The 21,836-nt window shown below is 43.3% G+C and carries 16 protein-coding genes; 3 read left to right on the forward strand and 13 right to left on the reverse strand.

Annotation, left to right across the window (positions count from 1 at the left end; genetic code table 11):
• Positions 1–15: 15 nt before the first annotated feature.
• Entirely contained in the window at positions 16–900 is an 885-nt protein-coding gene (locus tag NFR62_RS06090; RefSeq protein WP_251616007.1) for a metallophosphoesterase, read from the forward strand.
• Between the two features lie 86 nt (positions 901–986).
• Entirely contained in the window at positions 987–1,640 is a 654-nt protein-coding gene (locus tag NFR62_RS06095) for a hypothetical protein (RefSeq protein ID WP_251616010.1), read from the forward strand.
• Positions 1,641–1,721: 81 nt separating this feature from the next.
• Here NFR62_RS06095 and ppk1 read toward each other — a convergent pair whose 3' ends face one another.
• The 13 genes from ppk1 to NFR62_RS06160 all read right to left on the reverse strand — a co-directional run bounded on the left by ppk1 (position 1,722) and on the right by NFR62_RS06160 (position 16,572).
• The gene (ppk1, locus tag NFR62_RS06100; protein WP_251616025.1) at positions 1,722–3,746 is read right to left on the reverse strand and encodes a polyphosphate kinase 1; all 2,025 of its coding nucleotides are present in this window, start codon (positions 3,744–3,746) and stop codon (positions 1,722–1,724) included.
• A gap of 56 nt (positions 3,747–3,802) precedes the next feature.
• Positions 3,803–4,873 (reverse strand): 6-phosphofructokinase, encoded by a 1,071-nt coding sequence (locus NFR62_RS06105; RefSeq protein WP_251616026.1) that lies wholly within the window; start codon positions 4,871–4,873, stop codon positions 3,803–3,805.
• A 97-nt stretch (positions 4,874–4,970) separates the two neighbouring features.
• Positions 4,971–6,209 carry a GTP pyrophosphokinase gene (locus NFR62_RS06110; protein ID WP_251616028.1) on the reverse strand — a complete coding sequence of 413 codons (1,239 nt, stop codon included), beginning with the start codon at positions 6,207–6,209 and terminating at the stop codon, positions 4,971–4,973.
• Positions 6,210–6,263: 54 nt separating this feature from the next.
• On the reverse strand, positions 6,264–7,760 hold the full coding sequence (gene glpK / locus NFR62_RS06115) for a glycerol kinase GlpK (RefSeq protein WP_251616043.1): 1,497 nt from the start codon (positions 7,758–7,760) through the stop codon (positions 6,264–6,266).
• Between the two features lie 95 nt (positions 7,761–7,855).
• The gene (locus tag NFR62_RS06120) at positions 7,856–8,386 is read right to left on the reverse strand and encodes a hypothetical protein (RefSeq protein WP_251616045.1); all 531 of its coding nucleotides are present in this window, start codon (positions 8,384–8,386) and stop codon (positions 7,856–7,858) included.
• 88 nt (positions 8,387–8,474) lie between these two features.
• On the reverse strand, positions 8,475–9,095 hold the full coding sequence (locus NFR62_RS06125) for a hypothetical protein (RefSeq protein WP_251616047.1): 621 nt from the start codon (positions 9,093–9,095) through the stop codon (positions 8,475–8,477).
• A gap of 141 nt (positions 9,096–9,236) precedes the next feature.
• Positions 9,237–10,187, reverse strand: a complete 951-nt coding sequence (locus NFR62_RS06130) for an asparaginase domain-containing protein (RefSeq protein ID WP_251616050.1) — start codon at positions 10,185–10,187, stop codon at positions 9,237–9,239.
• 109 nt (positions 10,188–10,296) lie between these two features.
• Positions 10,297–11,073, reverse strand: coding sequence for an ABC transporter permease (locus NFR62_RS06135; protein WP_251616053.1), 777 nt, complete (start codon positions 11,071–11,073; stop codon positions 10,297–10,299).
• A gap of 24 nt (positions 11,074–11,097) precedes the next feature.
• Entirely contained in the window at positions 11,098–12,093 is a 996-nt protein-coding gene (locus NFR62_RS06140; protein ID WP_251616056.1) for an ABC transporter substrate-binding protein, read from the reverse strand.
• Between the two features lie 56 nt (positions 12,094–12,149).
• On the reverse strand, positions 12,150–12,386 hold the full coding sequence (locus NFR62_RS06145; RefSeq protein ID WP_251616058.1) for a TM1266 family iron-only hydrogenase system putative regulator: 237 nt from the start codon (positions 12,384–12,386) through the stop codon (positions 12,150–12,152).
• A gap of 243 nt (positions 12,387–12,629) precedes the next feature.
• Entirely contained in the window at positions 12,630–13,232 is a 603-nt protein-coding gene (locus tag NFR62_RS06150; protein ID WP_251616062.1) for an NUDIX domain-containing protein, read from the reverse strand.
• A 66-nt stretch (positions 13,233–13,298) separates the two neighbouring features.
• Positions 13,299–14,111 carry an HAD family hydrolase gene (locus NFR62_RS06155; protein ID WP_251616064.1) on the reverse strand — a complete coding sequence of 271 codons (813 nt, stop codon included), beginning with the start codon at positions 14,109–14,111 and terminating at the stop codon, positions 13,299–13,301.
• Positions 14,112–14,406: 295 nt separating this feature from the next.
• On the reverse strand, positions 14,407–16,572 hold the full coding sequence (locus tag NFR62_RS06160; protein ID WP_251616066.1) for a hypothetical protein: 2,166 nt from the start codon (positions 16,570–16,572) through the stop codon (positions 14,407–14,409).
• 567 nt (positions 16,573–17,139) lie between these two features.
• Between NFR62_RS06160 and NFR62_RS06165 the strand changes: the two genes are divergently transcribed.
• Complete coding sequence (locus tag NFR62_RS06165) at positions 17,140–18,051, forward strand: ParB/RepB/Spo0J family partition protein (RefSeq protein ID WP_251616070.1); 912 nt, start codon at positions 17,140–17,142, stop codon at positions 18,049–18,051.
• Positions 18,052–21,836: the final 3,785 nt, after the last annotated feature.

Genomic DNA, 21,836 nt, shown 5'->3' on the forward strand with positions numbered 1-21,836 from the left:
CAGCGGGCGTATAATATGAAAATGGTAACTACTCGCTATAAAATAATTTCGAGAAAACTGCCGACAGCGTTCGACGGTTTTAAAATCGCACACGTTTCCGACCTCCATAACCGCGAGTTCGGCAACGAGCTTATTCGCGCCGTCGCGGAAGAAAAACCGAACATTATCGCCATTACGGGCGACATAATCCACCGCGAAAACGAATCAGCCGCCGCCGAAAAGTTTGCGCTCGGAGCGGTGCAAGTCGCGCCCGTATATTACGTTGCGGGCAATCACGAAAAAGTGCTCTCGTGCTATCCCGCGTTCGCCGCATATCTTTCCGACATAGGCGTGAACGTGCTTAAAAACGAATACAAAACAATAGAGCGGGACGGCGAAAAGATAGCGGTTATAGGAATGAACGACCCGACGTTTTTTCAAAAAGGAAAAACCGATTTTGTAGCCGAACTTAACCGTCTGCACGCTTGCGTCGAAGAAGAAGGCGTTGCTTTTTCGGTTTTGCTTTCGCACCGTCCCGAAATGTTCGCGCGCTATGTTGAGGCGGGAATAGACCTTTCGCTTACGGGGCACGCTCACGGCGGGCATGTGCGGTTGCCGTTTATAGGCGCGTTTTACGCGCCGAATCAAGGGCTTATGCCCAAATACACCGAAGGCGTGCACACCCATTGCGGAAAAATCATGGTTATAAGCAAAGGGCTCGGCAAAAGCAGTTGGGTGCCGCGAATGTTCAATCCGCCCGAACTCGTAATTGAAACGCTTTGTTCTATCGGCGGCGAAACGCCCGCAACCGAAATATTCCCCCAAACGTGCGAAACGGAAAGCGAGCAACCCGAGCAAAACCTCGACGCAAACGGCGAAACCGACAAAAACGACGAAAACACGCAAGAAGCGAAAAATTAAAAGAGTTACGAAAACCGCTTGCAACACTTGATTTTTATGTTGCTTAGGAGTATAATAAGGTAAAATAATCAGGGAGCGGATATTTTATGCTTAAAGTTATTACATTACGTTGTCCCGGTTGCGGCAACACTTACGATTTTAACATAGGCGCGGATTCCAAACTTAAAAACTGGTACGACGCTTTGGCGAAAATAAGCGACAAAAAAGAGGTCGAACGGCTTCAAGACGCATACACCAAAGTTATAGAAAATAAGACTAAGCCTGCGGCAACCGAATTTTCGATTAACGCGGCGGACGCGCTCAATAACGTGCAATACGCGTTGTGCGGAGAAGAAACCGTTAAACTCGTAGACGAAATTCCCGACGAAACGGCGGACGCTATTTTCAGCGAGAAAGTTATGGAAAGCGCCGACGCAAGTCAGGCAAAATGGGCGGAGTCTTTCAAAAAAGACGGAATAACCGCGTTCGAAGCGGTGTACATTTGCCCCAAGTCGCACCACCCCAAACAAGGGCTTCATTTGTCGCTTCACTGGAAAGACGATAAAGGCAATATGAAAACTTTCGTTGCTCGCAACTCGTGCGACGACTGTTCGGCAAAACTCACCCTTGCCGACGACGGAAATTTAGGCTTTATGCACGAAGGGTGCGCCACTGTGGCGCGTTGCGAAAACTGCAACGGCATACTCGCGGTAGATAAAGTTTCGTTCAAAATCCCCACCGAAGAAAAACCCGCCGACTGAAAAAATCAAAAAGAAGCCGAAATAAAAATCGAGCTTCTTTTTTTATCCGTTTTATCCGCGCCGCAAGAGCGCAAAGGTTTTTTAAAGCAAATCCTCTTGACTGTTTACTTTCTTTTCGCCGTCGGCGCGCATTACGGGAACATACGTCCCCTCGCTTGTGAGTTCTCGCGCTTTTACGTTGTCGGCAAGCATAAGTTTCATTTTTCCGAAAACTTCTTTCTTTATGTCGTCCGACAATATAGGCGTGGCTATTTCAACGCGTTTATCGGTGTTTCGGGTCATGAGGTCTGCCGACGATATAAAAACGTCTTCGCCGTTAGCGCCGAAACAGTATATGCGGGAATGTTCCAAAAATCTGCCCACTATGCTCCGCACGCGAATATTCTCCGTTTTTCCCTCCAAGCCGGGCAACAGGCAACATATTCCTCTAACCACAAGATTTATTTTAACGCCCGCCGAGCTCGCCTTAACGAATTTGTTTATCATATCAAGGTCGGTTAAACTGTTCATTTTCGCAAAAATCGCGGCGGGTTCCCCTCTTTCCGCTTTTTCGGTTTCGCGTTCAACGTATTTCATCAGTCCGCTTTTAAGCGAATGAGGCGCAATTAAAAGTTTTTCGTAGTCTTGCTCTATATTGCCGATAGCAAGATTGCGGAAAAACGCCGCGCCGTCACGCCCTATTGCGTCGTTAGAAGTTATAACGTTTAAATCGGTGTACAGCTTACTCGTGTTTTCGTTATAATTCCCCGTGCCCAAGTGCGTTATATATTTCGCCTCGCCGTTGCGGTTCAAAACTATGCTTATTATTTTGGAATGAACTTTATAGTTGCCGACGCCGTAGAAAATAGTGCAACCCGCTTCTTTGAGAACGTGCGCGTAATACAAATTGTTTTCTTCGTCGAACCGCGCGCAAAGCTCGATTACAACCGTTACTTCTATGCCGTTTTCGCTCGCGCGCTTTAACGCTTCCACTATTCGGGAATGGCTATCCAGCCTATAAATGGTTATTTTTATGCTTGCAACTTCTTTGCTTTCGGCGCACTCTTCCAAAAGGCGCACAAGGGTGCCGAAACTGTCGTAAGGATACGATAAAAACATATCGCCGCGCATAACGCGAGCTATTAAACTGCCGTCAGTTTCTTTCGCTCCTTTGGGGCGGAACGGCGTATATTTGAATTTTTCCGCTTCCGACTCGGGCAACACCGTATCTATTTTAGAAAGATATTTGCAATCGAGCGGATACGACAGCGTAAAACATTGTTTGTTTTTTATATTAAGGTTTTCGGTAAGAAAATCCATTTCGTCGTCGCCTATACCGTCGGTTTCAAGCCGCACCGCGCCGAAAGACGAACGCATTTCTATTTTTTCTTTTAAATATTTTGCAAAGTCGTAATCGTACTCGCTGTCGCAATCCGCTTCGTCAGTTTCGAAATCGGCGTTGCGGGTAACGCGCACAAGCGCGCGCGACAGGCACTTATATCCCGAAAAAGCCAAATGCCCGAGTTCTTTAACCATATCTTCGAGCGTTATAAAAGACGTTTTCTTTCCCGAAAAAACATAGAACGGCTTAACCTTTGCGGGCAACGGCATAACTCCGAGCATTTTGCGTTCGCCGCGCTCAAGCCTCATAACAAGATAGACGTGCGCGTTCTCGAACCTCATTAGCGGGTGTTTCGCGTCGAGCACCATAGGCGACAAAAACGGCAACACCGAAGAAGTGAAATATTTTTTAAGTTCCGCCTTTTGTTTATCCGAAAGCTTGCCGCGTTCTTGGCGCACGCCGTTCTCTTTCAAGTCTTTTTTCAGTTCGGCAAAAATTTTGCCCGCAAGCGCGGTAAGTTTTTTTGTTTCCGAAAATATGCCGCAAAGCTGTTCTTCCGCAGTAAGTTTGGTTTTGTTTTCGCGCGTTTTGGGGCTGACGGAATCTTGATTGAACAAACTTCCCACTCTAACCATGTAAAACTCGTCGAGGTTACTGCAAAAAATCGAGAAAAATTTACAACGTTCGAAAAGCGGCACGCTTTTATCCGCCGCCTGTTCGAGCACTCTTTTGTTGAAAAGCAGCCAGCTGTATTCGCGGTTTATATATTCGTTTTTAATAAACATTTTCCGTATCCTTTCTTATGGCGGTAGTTCAGTATATGAAAAAATTTTGCGGTGCGTTACCTGTCGCCGAAAGATATTCCCACGCTTCTGCCGCTTTCAATCATGGGGTGTTCGAGCGGCACCCATTTGGTTTTTCCCGCAATATCCGCTATTTTATTATGCGTAATTTTTTCGCCGCGTATAGCAACCGTAGTGCCGAAAAGTCCTTCTTTGCAAAGATACCCCGCGTAAGCGCCCACCTGTGTGGATATTGCGCGGTCGAGCGCGCTCGGACTGCCGCCGCGTTGAATGTGTCCGGGAATCACAACGCGCGTTTCCACTCCCGTGCGGGCGTTTATATCGCGCGCCAAACGGTTGGTTGCGGTAACGTCGCCCGTTTCGCTCCGTTTTTGCGCCCGTTCCTTTTTTTTGAGCCCCGCTTCGCTCTTTTCTATTGCGCCTTCGGCAACGGCTATAATGCTAAACGCTTTTCCCGCTTCCGCCCTTTGTAAAACCTTTTTGCACACAATATCGGTGTCGAACGGTATTTCGGGCAAAAGTATTATATCCGCTCCGCCCGCAAGCCCCGCATATAACGTAAGCCACCCCACTTTATTGCCCATAATTTCAACAAGCATAGTGCGCCCATGACTCGCCGCCGTAGTGTGAACGCGGTCGATACATTCGGTGGCAACGTCAACCGCCGAATAAAATCCGAACGTTACGTCGGTGCCGAAAATATCGTTATCTATGGTTTTCGGAAGCCCGACAACGTTGAGCCCCTCTTCTATAAGCAAAGCCGCCGACTTATGAGTGCCGGCGCCGCCGAGAGTAACGAGCGCGTCAAGCCCCATTTTTTTATAGTTGGCTTTCATTTTTTCCACTTTGGTGGAATTGTTTTCCTCAACCGTCATTTTTTTAAACGGTTGGCGGCTTGTTCCGAGTATTGTTCCCCCAACGTTCAAAATGCCCGAAAAATCTTCGGGGTACATTTTTTTGTACTCTCCCGCTATAAGTCCGCCGTAACCGTCGGCAATGCCGTATATTTCCACCCCGCGAATATTTCTGTACGCGTATTTAGCAAAGCCGCGAATAACCGCGTTAAGCGCGGGGCAATCCCCGCCCGAAGTTAAAATGCCTATTCTCATAAAAACTCCTTTGTTGCGATGTGCCGCAACCGTTCGCATTTATTCTTTTTCTTAAAAGTGCCACCGTTTAAAAGCGAATAGCTTGCTCCAAATCGTGTCACTTTATTGCCGCGAGGCGCAAAATTTCTTTTTCGAGCACCATTTTGCCGACGTCGGCTTTTTCTATTTCGAATTTAAGCCGCACTTTGCCCGCGTCCGATTTATTATGCGCTCCTATGCGGTGCTCGTAATAGCGAACGTAAGTTGAAAAGTCCTGCATGTCGTTGCCCACTTCAAGCGAAAAAAGTATGTGAAAGAACGTGTTGCAGAAAAAATCGTCGTTCATTTCGGCGGTAAGCTTCTTCCCTATGATTTCCTGCATTTCGTTTTCGTATACAAACGGGTGGTCGAAATTTATAGCTTGCCCCACTCCTATGCCGTCGAAATCCACGTCTTTAAGCCAACGCATAAACCTAACGAGCGTTTCGTTAAAAGGCAACGCGTCGTCGCCGAGAGGCGAACCGTCGGAACGGCGCGCAAACGTCGAGTAACCCAACAAGTATTTCACAAGCGCCTGACTATACGGCTTTATATTGACGGATATTCCCACGCGCTCTTCCACAAGGCGGGAAAAAAGTTCGTTAATAAGCCCCAAAAGCATATTTTCCGCCGCAGCAAGCTGCCCTTTTTGCGACGAATCGAGGCAACGGTGAAAAAGCATGTTAAGCTGTCGGTCTATATTTTTCAAGCTGTCGTTTAAACTGCTCATAAGCTCGTTCACGAAATCGTCGATTAACATGAACCGTTTGTTTTTGTAAATAATTTTATGCTCTATTTCCGACCAAAAGCTGTTTACAAGCGACTTTATTTGCAATTCGTAATTATATTTTTCGCCGCCGAGCACAACAAACCCGTCTATGCGGTAAATTTCAAGCCCGTTTTTTTGCCGTTCGGGTTGGGGCGCGCCTAACTTTAACCGCAAATGCTTGCGCCCTTCGGGATAAAAATAGCCGCCGCCCGCATCGTTGCAAAACAACTCTTTCAGTTTTTCGTACAGCGCTTTTTCGTCTTCCAAAAACCTGCACTCAAGCCGTATGCCCGCAATGTCGGAACACTCGCCCACAACGTCGAGCGCCGAATATTGCTTATATAAATTGTTGCGTATAATTTTTTCGCGGAGCGACGCCGACGTTTTAATTCGGTAAGTAACGCCTACGAGCGCGTCGAAATCTTCGAGCGTCTTTTCAAGATACGCCGAAATCTTTGCGGCGCTCTTTGTGTAGCTTTCCCTTTTTTTGTCCAAAACTCCGCAAGCGGCGTCAATATACGAAAAAACGTCTAACTTTTCGTCTTTCATCTGTTTTCCGTGCCTCCCGTAAAAAAAATCGCCGCAGTGCGCTCAACACGCTAATCACGGCTTGTGGCGCGCTCGCGCAACGGCTACTTTCCAACCCAAAATCAATTCGTCGCGCTTTTCTTTAGGCAAACGCGGTTTAAATATTTTTTCGGCAAAATCGCCTTTTTGCAACATTGCCGACGTTTTGCCGCCGAAAACATGAGCGGCGAGCATTGCCACGCCGAGCGCGGTAGTTTCCACAACGCGCGGCCGCACTATTTCGGCGCCCGTTATGTCGGCAAGAAACTGCATCAAAAAATTATTCGCGCTCGCGCCGCCGTCAACCGCCAAACGGGTGAACGAAAGCGAAGTGTCGCGTTCCATAGCGTGCAAAACGTCGAAGCATTGAAACGCTATCGATTCGAGAGTGGCGCGCACAATGTGTTCGCGCTTTGTGCCCCGCGTTATGCCGCAAACTATGCCGCGCGCGTCGCTATCCCAATACGGAGCACCAAGCCCCACAAACGCGGGCACCACATAAACCCCGCCGCCGTCCGGCACCGAAATCGCCGCTTGCTCGCTTTCTTCGGCGGTGGCAATCAGCTTCATTTCGTCGCGCAGCCACTGAATTGCCGCGCCGCCCGTGAACACGCTTCCTTCAAGCGCATAACACGGCAAGCCGTCGGCGTCGGACGCAAGCGTGGTTATTAGTCCTTGCTTTGAATTCACGTTCTCGCCGCCCGTGTTGCACAGCAAAAACAGCCCCGTGCCGAACGTGCATTTTGCCGCGCCGGGAGCAAAACAGTGTTGCCCGAAAAGCGCCGCCTGTTGGTCGCCCGCAACGGCGCAAATCGGAATTTCTTTACCGGTAAGTTCTTTCGACGCATAACCGTAAGTATGCCCCGACGGAAATACGTTAGGCAACATATCGCGCCTAATTGAAAAAAGTTGCAATAAGTCGGCGTCCCATTCGCGCTTATGTATGTTAAAAAGCATTGTGCGGGCGGCGTTAGTATAATCGGTGGCGTAAATTTTACCGCCCGACAGCTTAAACATTAAAAACGTGTCAACGGTGCCGAATCTCAATCTTCCCGCGTCCGCAGCCTCGCGCACTTGCGGCACGTTTTCCAAAAGCCACTTCATTTTAGTGGCGGAAAAATACGCGTCGGGCATAAGCCCAGTTTTTTCGTAAATAAGTTGCTCGCACCCCGCTTCTATTAAACGGCGACACTCGTCGGCGGAGCGGCGGCATTGCCAAACAACCGCGTTATAAAGCGGCGCGCCCGTTTTCGAATCCCACGCCACAACCGTTTCACGTTGGTTGGCAATTCCCATAGCCTCTATCTGTTCGGCGGATATGCCGCCGTTTTTGAGAGCTTCCGCCGCAGTATAATACACAGTATGTAAAATTTCAACAGGGTCGTGTTCTACCCAACCCGGTTGCGGATAAATTTGCTTAAACTCTTTATAAGCCGCCCCTACAATTTCTCCGTCTTCGTTAAAAATTATAGCTCGCGTGCCCGTTGTGCCCTGGTCGAGCGCAAGCACATATTTGCTTTCGTTTGCTTTCATACGATTATTATATCACGAACCCCCGACTTTTTCAAGAAATTACGCGACAATTTTATCCGTTTGCAAGAAAAACGAAAACTCTTTATTGCGGCACTTTACCAATTGCCTCGCCGTTTCTTTTTGGTTATTTTAACCCTATCGAACTCGATATAAAATTCAAACCCCGTAGAGGTATCGAACTGCATAACGGGAAATCCGTCTTTCGACAAACTCAACTCGCAATCTACAATCGCCCCGAAGCATTCGAATTGACTCCATGCATATTTTTGCAAATCGCTAAATGCAGTTCGGCATGAAATTATGTCGGAAAACTCGAAATGATAATCGAACATTCCGCCCGAGCATAAATCAAGGTGAATTTCATCGTTAGTGTTCCTATACAAATTGGAGTTGCCTTTAAATCGAATTTCCGTAATTTTGAAATCGTGAAATCGATTAAGCAACCAAATGTTATGCTTTTTATTTGTATATTCTTCTTGGTAATACTGCACAAGTTTCGGCGGCAATAAATGCTTTATCGACTGCAAATATTTATCATAATTTTCGTGCGTTATATCTTTTTCATCGTAAAACTTTATTATGCCGTGCGCATATTCGGGAAGTTCATTATCGCCCCAACAATACATATTTTCAGTTTACTCCTTAAACAAAAATTGAACTCAAGTCGCCCGTTATAAATACTAAAAAGAAAGACAAGACTTTATGCGATTACGTCTACTGTCTATTCCTATGCTTCCGTTTCTTTTTGGTTATTTTAACCCTATCGAACTCGATATAAAATTCGAACCCCGTAGAAGTGTCGAACTGCATAACGGGAAATCCGTCTTTCGACAAGCTCAATTCGCAATCGATAATTTCGCCGAAACAATCATAAGGTTCGCATGTGTATTTTTCCAACTCCGAAAACGCCGTTCGGCAAGACACAATGTCGCTGAACTCGATATGATAATCAAACATTCTACCCAAACTTAAATCGAGAATTACCTCATCATAAGTATGTCTGTAAACGTTCGAATTGCCTTTAAACCGAATTTCAACTATGACGCAATCGTGAAAACGATTGGGCGAATATCTATCAGGAGAAGGTTTAGTATATTCTTCTAGATAATATTTCACCAAATTCGGCGGCAATAAATGCTTTATCGACTGCAAATATTTATAGTAATTTTCGTGCGTTATATCTTTTTCATCGTAAAACTTTATTATGCCGTGCGCATATTCGGGAAGTTCGTTATCGCCCAAATAATACATATAATCTTCTATCTCCTTTTTACCGCGTAATCTTCGAGGCGTTTTTTTCTCCATAGGATGACTGAAATAAAATTGTGTCGGCATGTCCTTTTTCCTCCTCTTTGCAGTTTAAATACTTTTGTTTTTTATTATACCACAAAATACACTTTTTGTCAATATCCTTTAAAAAAATTACCCCGTTACGCTAAAACGAGGTAATTTTAATTATTATTTTAAATGTATCCTTCACATAAAAAATTCGCCGAAAGTGTTGGCGCGAATGTAGGCGGCGCGCTCCGCTTCGGTTTCAAAATTTTCGTGAGCTATTCTTACTTTGGTGTAGAGCGTTATGGGCGCGATATTGTCTATAACCTGCACAAAACTCGGCATTTGCTCGAACGACTGGTATTTTTCGCCGCTCATTCCGCCCGCAAGATACACTTCGAGCCCTTCCAAAAGTCCTATTCCCTGCGAGCCCGTGTTTATCGAACCCGTGTGGTAGCCCGCAAAAACCAACGCGGCGTTATCGGCGCGAGCCGAACGAGCAAGAGCGGCATAGTCTATTCCCGGATTTGCGAAAATGAGCTGAACAGCTTTTTTAGCGCCTCTTCTTTTAAGTTCGAATTTGTGCGGCTCAATGCTTTCGCTTAGCATAAATTTGCCCGTGCGGTCGGTATAGCCGCAAATTTTGCCGAGCGCGGAATTAAGTCCGCCGTCAAAATCCCTGCTGCTCAGCAAACGCGTGGACGCATGCAAAACAGGGCGGTCGTACGGGTTGCGGTAAGGCACGAACACGCCGCTAACAAGCCCCGAATCGATTGCCGCAAGCGCGCACATAAGATTTGCGCTTCCGTTGCTCATAGGGTTGCTTAGAGGAAAGTCAGCCGAAACGAGCATTACGGGAATATTTATTCCCACGTTGGTAAGCCCGAGATAAGCCGCCGTATAGGCGAGAGTGTCGGTTCCGTGCGTTATAATTATTGCTTCCGACGTGGAAAGTTCGCTCTCTAAGCAGTCGCTTAATTCGTGCAAAGACTGCCATGTCATATTTTCGCTAAGCATACAAAACGGAGTGCGCACCCGTTCTATTCTGCCGTTGAGTTCTCCGAAACTCGTAACTTTGCCCGGTCGCATTATATTGCCGTCGTATTCGCTCGAAATTGTTCCGCCGCTGTTGATTAGCGTTATTTTTTTCATTTTGTTTATTACCGCAAAACCGCTTTATTTTTTAAATCAAACAGAGTATACCACTACGGCAAAAAAATCGCAAATATTTTTATGCGGTTAAATAATTTTTCCGCAAAATTCAATATTCCACCGCCTTGCGAATAAGATACACCGAAAATTCGAGCAACAGCGCCGCCGCCACCACAACTACGGTTACGGCAAGTAACCTACCTATTTGAAAGTACACCCTCGTTTGCTGCATAATAAGCCCCAAGCTGTCGCGCGTTTGCGCAAGGACTTCGGCGGCAACAGTCAGTTTAAGCGACAAACTCGCCGCGCCGCCCGCCACACGCAAAAACGCGGGCGCAGAAAGAGGCAAATATACTTTCGCAAATTTATACGCGCCGCTATCGGCATAAAGCCGCGCCGTTTCTTCGAGTTCTGCGGGCACAGCCGCCAAAGCGGCGTCAAGCCCGCTGTACAACACAGGAAAAATTACAAGCCCCGAAACTATTAGCGGCGTAAGCGCGTCGCCCGTCCAGAGCACCAACAGCAAAATAACGCTCATTGTGGGCAAACTGCGCACAATCCCTATAACGGGCGAAAGTATGCGCTTTAACGGATTCCAAGCTTTGCCGCCGTAAGCGCACAGCACTGCCAACACGCAAGCGGCGCAAAAACCCGCAACGCTGCGCAAAACGCTGAGCGAAAAGCTTTTCCAAAAATATCCGTTTGAAAGCTCGCGTCCGAGCTCGGCAAAAGCGTTTAACGGAGTGGGAAAAACCAACTTTTTTCCGTAAGCGGCGGCGGCAATCCACCAAGCCGCAACAAAAAGCGCCGCTCCCGCAAAAGTATAGAGCGCGCCTTTCGCTCCCTCTAAGGGAACGCGGTTTTTCCGTCGCATTACTTTTTTCATATTTCCAAAATCCGTTTAATCGTTTTAAAGCGATACCGAAACAAAAAAATTATCATTCGGAGTAGAACTGTCGGGCGATTCCGATTCTTCTTTCACCGCTTCGAGAGCCGCGCAAAAATCAAGAACTTGTCGCTTGCAATCCGCCGACGGCATAAAACTTATGTTGCAACCTTTAACTATATCGGAGTTTAATATTGCAACCGTTGTGCTTCCTTTCGATTTTATTGCGCTTAAAGCCTGTTCCGAGTTGTTTTCAGCCCACTTTTCGGCAACGGACGCCGCGTATTCTCTCACAAAGTCGCGCACATATTCGGGCTTGCGGTAATAAAAAGACTTTTTAACAACAAGCGCCGCTTGAGGGTAGCCGTTTTCCGCTCCGGTAACGCTTGAATAAAGCGCTTGAATATCGAACAGACGGCTTGCGGTTTGCACTTTGCCGAGCGCGACGGTAGCCGCAGGCTCGCTGATAACGCCGTAATTCATTTTGCCGGCGGCGAGCCCGCCTATCAATTCGGTGCCTTCCGCAACGTAAGCAAGGCTAACCACCCCTTCCTGCGGAGTTGAGGCGAAGCGATATTCTATTCCCGATTCTTTAAGCAGATACCTAAACACGAGGTCTGGCACGTTTCCTTGCCCTATGCTATACACCACCTTGCCCGCAAGGTCGGATAAACTTTCTTCGCCGTTTCCGTTGCCTATAAGGTAAAGGCTTCCGAAATTCGTTATTCCGAGCATTGCAATGTCGGCTCCGCGTTTATAAAGCGACGCGGCGGCGTTGGTGGGCATAATCGCAATGTCGGCGTCGCCGCCGAGCACCGCTCCGCCTATGTTCGCGGGCGGAACTATTTTATATTCGGCATTGCCGAAATTTTTCTCTATGAGCCGCGCCATTCCTATGGCGGGCGCACCGTCGGGCGCATAAACTCTAACCGTTACCACGTCGGTTCCCTTTTCCGAACAGCCTGCAAACATCGCAAACGCGAAAATAACCGACAACGCAAACAACATTATTTTCTTCATACTTCTATTTTCTCCTTACTCGGTAAAAATAATTTTTAATCGGATTTATTCCAAACTCAAACGCCGCCGTAAAGCGCTTTCGCGCGCACGCCGCTTACTCCGCCGAGCTTACCCGCAAGCGCGTTGATTTCGCCCGAATCCGCGTTTAACACAACGCTTATCACGTTAACGCCCTGTTCTTTAAGCGGAAGTCCCATACGCCCCAAAACCGAGCCTCTGAAATCGTGCAAAAGTCCGTTCACTTTTTCTACCGCGTCTGCATTGTGCACCATAATTCCCAAAAGCGCAATCACAATTTTTTTGTCTCCTTTTATATCGCTTACTTTTTAACAAAACCGAAAACCGCCCTTCCGAAATCAAAAGGAAGAGCGGTATATATAATTCAGCCGACTTCGCCGTAGCAAAGCCGACCGCACAAGCGGCTTTCGCCCGCCGTGCGTGAATTCCGTGTATTCTCTCCCCTTTGCCGTCAGCGTTCGCTTTCGGTTCAGGTTCAAAGTTATTATACTTTATTAAAATAAAAATGTCAAGAAAATTTACAGCGACTCCACAGCGTAAAGAATGATTTTGGCATGGTCGAAAGCTATCCCGTCGGGCGCAAGAATTTCGGTGCGGTTTAAATCGATTTTGCCCGCTTCGTTGCGAACAACTTTAAACTCCGACGCGATTGTTATGTCGTCCGATTTGAGAATAAGCTTATATACGTCGCCCGACGCTATGTAATCCACATTAAACCAACGCGCTTCGGTAGCGTCGTCGCCCGCCTCAGGTTGCGCAGGCTCGGGCAAAAGTCCCAAAAAGCAAGTGCTAACAGTCCAACCGCGAGGGTCGCGCATGGGCGTAGACACAGTGATAAGCTGTTCGGTAGCCACCTCTATTCCCGTTTCTTCTTTCAACTCGCGGGAAGCGGCGCATTCGGCGCACTCGTTCGGTTTCACGAAGCCGCCCGGAAGAGCCCATTGCCCTAAGTCGGGGTGTGAACCGCGCTTAATCATGAGCACGGCAAGCCCGTCTCCGCAGTCGGCAAACAGCAAGTTATCCACCGTAAAAGCGGGGCGGTCGTATTGCGTGCGGTCGTACTTTTGGAGAAATTCTTCTTCCGTCAGTCCGTTCGCGTCGAGTATCTTTTCATTGCTCATATTTTTTGCCCTCCTCAGAGCTGCGGAATCCCGCTTTTTTATTTTTTGTAATTTGCCGTCGCACCTTTAAATATTAGGCTTCCATTCCGCTCCGCAAGCGGCGATTTCACGCAAAACTTTAAGCACGCCGCCGTCGTTGTTACTGTCCGCCACTAAATTGCCGTGCGGGAACATATCTTCGTTTGCGTTTTTCATTACATAAGCGTAAGCGGCGCGTTTTAAAAGCGGTATGTCGTTGTAAAAATCGCCGAAAGCAACCGTTTCTTCTCCGGTTATGCCGTAATATTTTTGAATCGCTTCGAGCGCGTTCCCTTTATTCACGCCGTTTTGCATAACGTCCATCCAGATTTCGCCGCTCACGGTTGCAACCGCCCGCCCCGAAAGCATTTTAACAAGACGCTCGAAAGAACCCGCTTTCGGATTGCGCATATCGCATATAGCTATTTTATTCACGTCGTCGGGCACTTCGCCGAGCTCGTCGAACGCCATTCTTCTGAAATAGTACGGGCGCACATGGGGTTCGTATTTTGTTCCCTCAACGGGCGCCAAATAAGTGGTTTTTGTGCCGCAAAGCAAAACATGCACGTCTTCGGATTTGCAGAACTCCAACACGTCGAGCACAACGTCGCGCGGCACAGGATTGGAAAGCACCGTTTTGCCGCCCGCGAACGCCACAGCTCCGTTGTCGCAAATATAATCTATTTCGTCGGCTATCGGGCGAAAATTTTCGCGCAACGTATACGGCGACCTACCCGACGCGGGCACGAACAATATTCCGAGCTTTTTAAGCGCTTGCGCAAGTCCGAAAATCTCTTCGGGAACAACTTTATCGTCGCCAAGTAGCGTTCCGTCCAAATCGGTGGCAATGAGTTTAATCATGCGTATAGCTAACCTCAATAGCTTCATTTTAGCGGGCAAATCCCGTTCTATACACGCAAAGCGTTCCTCGCCGTGCCGATTATGTTTTTATGGTAAACAAAATCGGCACGCTTGCGGTGAGCTACACTGTATGTTCCTATATTATATCGGGCGAAAGCAAAAAAGTCAACACAAAACGCGTTGACTTTTCATGTTTGATTTCACTTTTTTATAACAGAAACTCGGTATAAAACGCGCCGCGCTTTTTATTATGTTTTAAACGCTCGCGGTGAACCTTTTGGAATATAGGCAAAAATTATAAAATGTTTGCCGTAAACACTTTTATATTTTCATTTTCAATAACGGTAATACTGTAAGCTTCGAAAACAAAACTTAAAGTTCTGTTTCCGATTACTCCGCTGTAATCGCCGACGTCGTCGGGCGTAAGTTTTACAACGCTGACTACACCGTTTTCAAAAAGTAAAACCGTATATTCCGTAAAAAGAGTTATGCTGTCGCCCGTTTCGGAACAGTAATAGTTTTCCGAATAATGTTTGGTCTGCACAAATTCGCTTCCGTCGGCAAGAATAAGCGAGCCTCTTTCAATCGAAAAATCGATTTTCTCTGAAGTCTCTCCTTCAAAAACCATATAGAAACCGATATTGTTTTCGGAATATTCGCCTATTTTAACGGTTTCTCCTTCTATCCAAAAAGCCGCATTCGCTTCGGTCAATATAACTGTTTTCTTAGCTTGAGTGTCGGCGTCGGTAAATTCGTACACTCCGACAAGGTCGGGCACTCTCAAATGTTCGCAGTGAAAATAAATTCCCAACGGATACTCGGACGTTCCGTTAACGCTACACGGCAAGACAACCGATACATAGCCGCCAAACGTGTAAATTTCATTGCGAACCGCTTCCATAGCCTCTTCGCTGAACGTTATTTTACCGTTCGCATACGTTATGCCGCTTATTTCCTTTCCCGTTTTCGTTACAACGCTAAGTTCGCCCATCTCGCATGTGCCTGCGAACACTTCGAATTCCAAAGCTCCGCTTTCAACTTCGCATATATCAAGATAAGTGCTTTCGCTCAATATAAGCGGATAAATAGTTCCGAACGAAGGAACTTTGATTTCGGGAACAGCGGAATAATCGAACGCGAGTTCCAACAAAAGCTCGGATGCCACAAATTCTTTTTCCTGCGCGTCGGCGGTTGCCTTATATCCTATATTATTGTTGAGTTTAAGTTCTAACGTTTTAGGCAACGACTTTTCGTCGAACGTAACCGAAAGAGCTATTCCGTTTTCGCCGAAAATCAGTTTTTCAAGATTATCGGCACAGAAGAGCGCTCTCGAATTTTCGGGATTGTCGCCCACAAGTTCATAATATATTTGCTCGTCGGCTCCGATTAAAGGCAACAGCATTTCAAAATATTGGTCAACAAGTTCCGCCAACATGTTGTAAACCGTTCCCACAGTAGTATTCTCGTCGTTCAGAATGCTTTGCACCAAGCCGCGAATAATTTCGCAAGAAAGCGGCTGCCCTTGAATTTGGAACTCGGAAAGATAATCGTCGAGAATCTCGTTTCCGAATACGCTCATTATATAATCGTAAGGAGTAGCTCCTTGCGCGGGGCGGTCGATTCCGGGCAAAAGTTCGTTAAGTTTCTCGTATACGTCGTCGGCGGTCAATCCGTTAGCGAGCGTAGCCGCGTCAACAAGAGTTTTAACGGTGATTTGAACGGGCGATTCGTCGGATAAAATAATCATGTGCGAAAGCGCTACGTCTATTGCGGCAACCGCGTCCGACAAACTGTTGCCGTCGGCAAAAATAGCGGTTATGTCGGCAATAAGTTGAGCGCGGGTATATTCCTTGCCGCCGAGCGTTACCGCAATATAATCTCCGAGAACAACGTTTTTATTTTCGGCAACAAACTTTTGTAAGTTTCTTAACGGTTCGCCGTAGTTCTCTTCGAATTTGATAGTGGTTATTCCGTCTTTCTTTATCGCTTCGCCAAACGAAACTCCGTCGAGCATAGAGGTAAGTTGTTCGGTAATTGCGTCTGTGGGAAGAGCGCCGTAAGAATATTCCGTTTTCCAAACATTTTGCTCGGGACTATAACTGAAATTTATATCGCCCTTTTTAATAACGTTAGCTAACGTGCGCGTGCCGGATTTCGCTTTTAATTCAAAATCGTAACCGCTTTCGGTGCTCGCCACGTCGGCGTTCAACTTTATAACAAACGAATTTATCTCCAACTTTCCGCCAACAGAAAACCCTTCTTGCGCAAGCATTGCGGTAACGGCTTCGCCGATTACCTTGCTTGCAACAACGGGTTCGCCTTTGTCGTCGCCCGGCGTATTCGGCTTGTTGTCGTCGTCGCCCGGTTTTTCAACGTCGGGCGGGTTTGGCGACGGTTTCCCGGTTTCTTCGTTGCCGCACGCCGCTAACGAAAAAATCATTGCGAATGCCAACGCCAACACAAGTAATCTTCCTAAAAATTTTTTTATCTTAATTATCTCCTTTTTGCGCGCTCCGTTTTTATGGAATACGCGAATTTTGTTATAGAATAATAACTACCGCGACTAATATATATGTTCTTTCCGATAATTCCACCGTTTCATTCTTTTGGTTGCAAGCGTTTCAATTTAATTAGCGCGCATTTAAAACTGCAAAACAAAGCAATTCATTTATATTATAAGATATAACCCCCCCCCCGCGTGTCAAGCGAAATTCTTTTCGTTTTCTATTTTTTCGCTTTCCGATTTGCTCGACGAGGCTTATCTTATATATAAGTTTTATAGCAATAATTTTAACCTCTAACTATATTTTATATTCGTGACACAGATTTGTCAAGAATGTGTCAATTAAAATATTATTAAATTTCATTCCGAACCGACAAAAATTTACAATTAAAGAGAATGCTCGCTCGCTTTTGATAAGCAAAATATTTATAAAATTATTCTCTTTTATCTATTATTGCTTTAATTCCATTGACCGCCAAATGAAAATAATGTATAATAGAGTTATCATAAACAAGGAGAACAACAATGGCAGTTAAGAAAGGCGGCTTAGGTCGCGGTTTGAGCGCTCTATTATCGGGCGCCGAAGAAGAATACGAAAATTCGTTGAGCGAACAGGACACAAACGCAAAATCGGAGACAGACGGTTCTCCTGTGGAAATCAGCTTAAATTTAATCGACCCCAACGTAAACCAACCGCGTAAGACGTTCGACGAAACGGCAATGAACGAGCTTGCAAATTCGATACGGATTCACGGAGTTATTTCCCCCATCATTCTCGTTCCTAACGGCGAACGGTATATGATTATTGCGGGCGAACGCAGATTCCGAGCCGCTAAAAAAGCCGGACTACTTACCATACCCGGAATTGTTCGCAACTACACGCAACAACAAGTTAAAGAAATATCTTTAATCGAAAACTTGCAACGCGAGGACTTAAACCCTATAGAAACGGCGAACGCAATAAAGCAACTCATGGAAGAATACAAATATACTCAAGAAGAAGTTGCCGACCGCATAGGCAAAAGCCGCCCCGCGATTGCCAACACGCTGCGTCTCCTTACATTGAGTCAGCCCGTTATAGACCTTGTTGCCGAAGGGCGACTTAGTCCGGGACATGCAAGATGCTTAGTTGTGGTTGAAGATGCGGAAGCACAACTCACGCTTGCAAAAAACGGAATCGATAACAAAGTGTCGGTACGCGAATTTGAAAAAATGGTTAAAGCCTTTCTCACTCCCAAAACCGAAAAGCCGAAGCAGGAACAAAGTATTGAGCTTAAAGATTTAATAGGTAGAATGCAACGCACCTTTGCCACAAAGGTCTCGGCTCTCGGGAACGACCGCAGAGGCAGAATATATATAGACTATTATAACCGCGACGACCTTGACAGAATAGTTGAATTAGTAGAACTCTTAGAAAGAACGAAAAAGCAAGATTGATTTTAAAACTGTAAATAAAAAATGTTCCACGTTAAACATCGGCGTGGAACTTTTTTTATACCTTTTAACGCGCAACTCTATTTTTGTTTTATCTTGGCTTTTACTGTTCTTAATAATTTTATATGCATTTCTTTTAACAAAAAATATATCGTATTTCTTGTTAAAAGATAAAAGTTGCTATTTGAGCTTGCAAGTCATTGTTATAAAAATTTTATACTGTTTAAATAAATGCCTTTTGAAACTTTCACTTTTTATATTTGCGTTTTCTTATTCTGTATAACAAGTTTAGCTTATATAATTTTACAATAGCTTGCTCTTTTGCAATATGCCCTTTTTCTGTGATGTAAGGTGTTTGACAATTTTATAAGCAGCAGGTTAAGGAAGCATTTTATTTGCAAGCTATGAGCGGTGCTATTCTAAACTTTGCCAAAAGACCGTTATAAGAGCTGTTTGAAACAAGTACTCTTTAACATTTAATTTAAAACATTAAAAGCCCTAAGGATATAGTAGTTTTGTTATTCCTAATCTTATTTTAATAGTGCCTTTTCAATAAATCGCCATAAAAACGGCAAAAATGTCGCATGCGCATCCTTATATTAGGGTAAAAATACTGTTTTATAAATGTTTTGAATTGTTTCACGTTAAACATGTGAAACATTACCAAATTCCGTGAAACATTTTTCAAGCGTCTATAAATGTTCTTTAAAACGGACATGGCTTTTCTATTTAATCCGCAATTTTTATATTCACGCTAAAATTACAGAGCTTAAAATTTTTAAAAGCAACTAGTTTTTAGTTTGGCAAGAGGGACTAAACTTGCAAATAGTCATATTATTGCCCTTATAAAACACGCTTATAATTTTATCCAATGCGGTTTAAAAATTGTTAAAACTCCGCATCATAAAAAGCCAATAGTAACTTTACGATTCCTTATCACGCAAAGAATAATTGCGCAAGACTATAAACTGTAAACTTTATATAATTAAGCAAAATGCGAACTCCATATGGGTTACCTCAAATTCAAAATATATAGTACAATATTTTTCCACACAACAAATGCATTAGAGCCATACGCACACATTACAATGCCGCTTAACACTTTTATATATGAATACTTGCAATCCCTTAAAGAAAGTAATATTATGCCCGCACTCATAAGATACAAATTTATAATTCGCTTTTTAAGCAAATATAAAATGGTTGCGCTAATTTCAAAATAAAAACATTTAACTACCTAACGCGCGATACAATTAGTCTTTTTATAAAACTAAAACTTTTGAACTTTAAAAACGCCGCAATTTATTAGAGAATAATTTTAATCAGCTTAGCTAATAGCAAAAAATAAGGAAACTCAAAATATATTTGCTTTGTTATAACAATTTTATCATTTTATTAGTAACACTTTCAAACTCTGAACCAAAATCAAGTTCAGCAATAGGCCTATATAAAAAAGCCTTTTCCGAACAAATAACGGCTAAATTAAAACAGAATGACTTTTGTTACATGTGAAGCAAAACTTACAATCGGCAAATTAGCTTAAACCGTAATCCGTAAATATAGTTGAGAGCCCCATCACCGACTAACTAACACCAAATTAAAAATATAGCAAACACTTAGAACAAGGGAACGAACGTTTTACTTTTGGTTACTACAATAATTATATAAGTTTTAATATTCTTTGACCTTAATTGACCAAATGCAAAATACGGACTTTAAATATAAAAATTTGGACTTAAATTTTAAAAAATAATCAAAAAATGTTGCTACAAAATTCTTTTTGTTTTATGTGAAACAAAATCAGAATTTTATAATAATTGTAGCCAAACATAAAGCTCTTATAAGATTATAGTTATATTTTAATAACAATATTTGTGCTTTGTGGTAATTTTTCCGATAATTTTATACAGAACTTTTAATTTAGTTATTAAATAATCCCATTAAACGTCGCTTCCGCAGGTTTCACATCTGCGTCCCCTTTTAGATGCGAATTTTTATAAACTTTTTGTTCCTCTTTCCGCCCATGAAAAATATTTTTAACTTACGCTTTTGGAAAACGTTTTAAATAACTAACCGCTCGCTAAACACGCTTCAAACGGCGAACATAGAAAATCAAAATACTTAAAACCAAATGTAAACTAAAAAACTTAACTTACGCTGATTTGCAATTAAATACACAAAAGCAGTTTAAGAACTACAAAAAATCGTCCCCTTGAACTTTTTATTTAACCCATAATTATTTAAAATGCCGCAGCTCCAACTTTAAGCAGCAATCATCGCTTATTGAGATTGTTGCTCTTAAATAGGAGGATTAGTTTTCAAATTTTCTCATTTTAACAAATTTTATATAACTCGGGCTAAAATACCATATATTAAATAATAACTAAATTTAAAACAATACAATATTTATGTAATTATTTGCGGACAAAATTATATCAATTTTCAATAAAAACGCCATTTTAGGACAAGGGGACGCTTATGGCAAACATTCCATGCCATTATTACACAAAATTTCATCCAACCCTTACATACGGTTTAAACCAACCGAACAGGAAAACTAAGTTAAGCAATTTATAAGACCAAGTTTCTCTTACGTCTTAACGGCAATAAACAAAAACAATGTTCTAAATTGCTAAAATAGGAAGTATTTTATAGAAGAACACATATTTTCCGCTCAAAAGCTTAAAAAAACAAAAAAATTATATGATTTAATAACCATTCACTTGTTTTTAGAGGCAATTTGCTTCATTTTGGAGTCTAATAACAAATTATTGCATTAAATTCACAATTTTTCAACAATATAGACAATATAATACAATTCAACCATGAAAAACAATGTTTTTTATTATCCCCTATAATTTTTACAAAGAAAATTTACGGTGTTTTCTGTTTATTTTTAAAAACTACAGCTCCACCGGAACACGCCCGCAAATCTATTACACTTTCAATAAAGAGCTTGGTCGCGCCGCACAATACCCACGCAATCTTATTTTAAAACAGCAATAAAACAAATAAATCAAATTTAAAGCCATCGGAACTATTTTATTTCATGATTTTTTAATAACTTTCTTTTAAATCATCATATTTTTTCAACAAAAAACCGCAAATTTTATTTCCGCACAAATTTTGCGCTCGCAGTATTTATCCCCCCCCCAAAAAAAGCGATTTTTTATAGCGCATAAAAATCTAAAAACAAAAAATTAAAGCAAAAAAAAGATTGTTCGCAAGAACTTTTTCACGGTATATTTTAACTTACGGAAGTTTATTTACGTTTAGCGAAATACCATTATAACAGCAACACAAAAACAAGTTTAGGCAAAACCGTGCAACGTTATAATACAAAAAATTTTGCAACTTGATTTTTTGCAAATCTTAAAAACACGCAAAATAATTTAATATTTTGAAAAACGATTTTTTTGAAATTGAATTTTTCTAATAGCAATAAACGGCAAAAAATTCAACTAATATTTTACATAAATATTATTAAATTATTAGTATATTTTTTAAGTTCACGCCACCAAAAAATCATCTAACTTTCGGTTTAATTCTCAGCCTTATTTGCTTTATTTTTCACAACACAAAATCTTTGTTTTTCAAATATTTTAAACACTATCTCTAAACCTAAATTTTTAAAGATTTATTCTTAAATTTTTGACGCTAAATTCCGTTATTTGAACAGTTTTTACTCGTTATAATAGGTTTTTCAGCTTTATAAGTTGCCGAAACTGTTTAATATAAATTTAGCCTGTTCTGAATTATAACACAATAAAAAAGAGACTTTTAAAACG

The sequence above is a fragment of the Pumilibacter muris genome (genome assembly GCF_943193045.1).
GTDB lineage: Bacteria > Bacillota > Clostridia > Christensenellales > Pumilibacteraceae > Pumilibacter > Pumilibacter muris.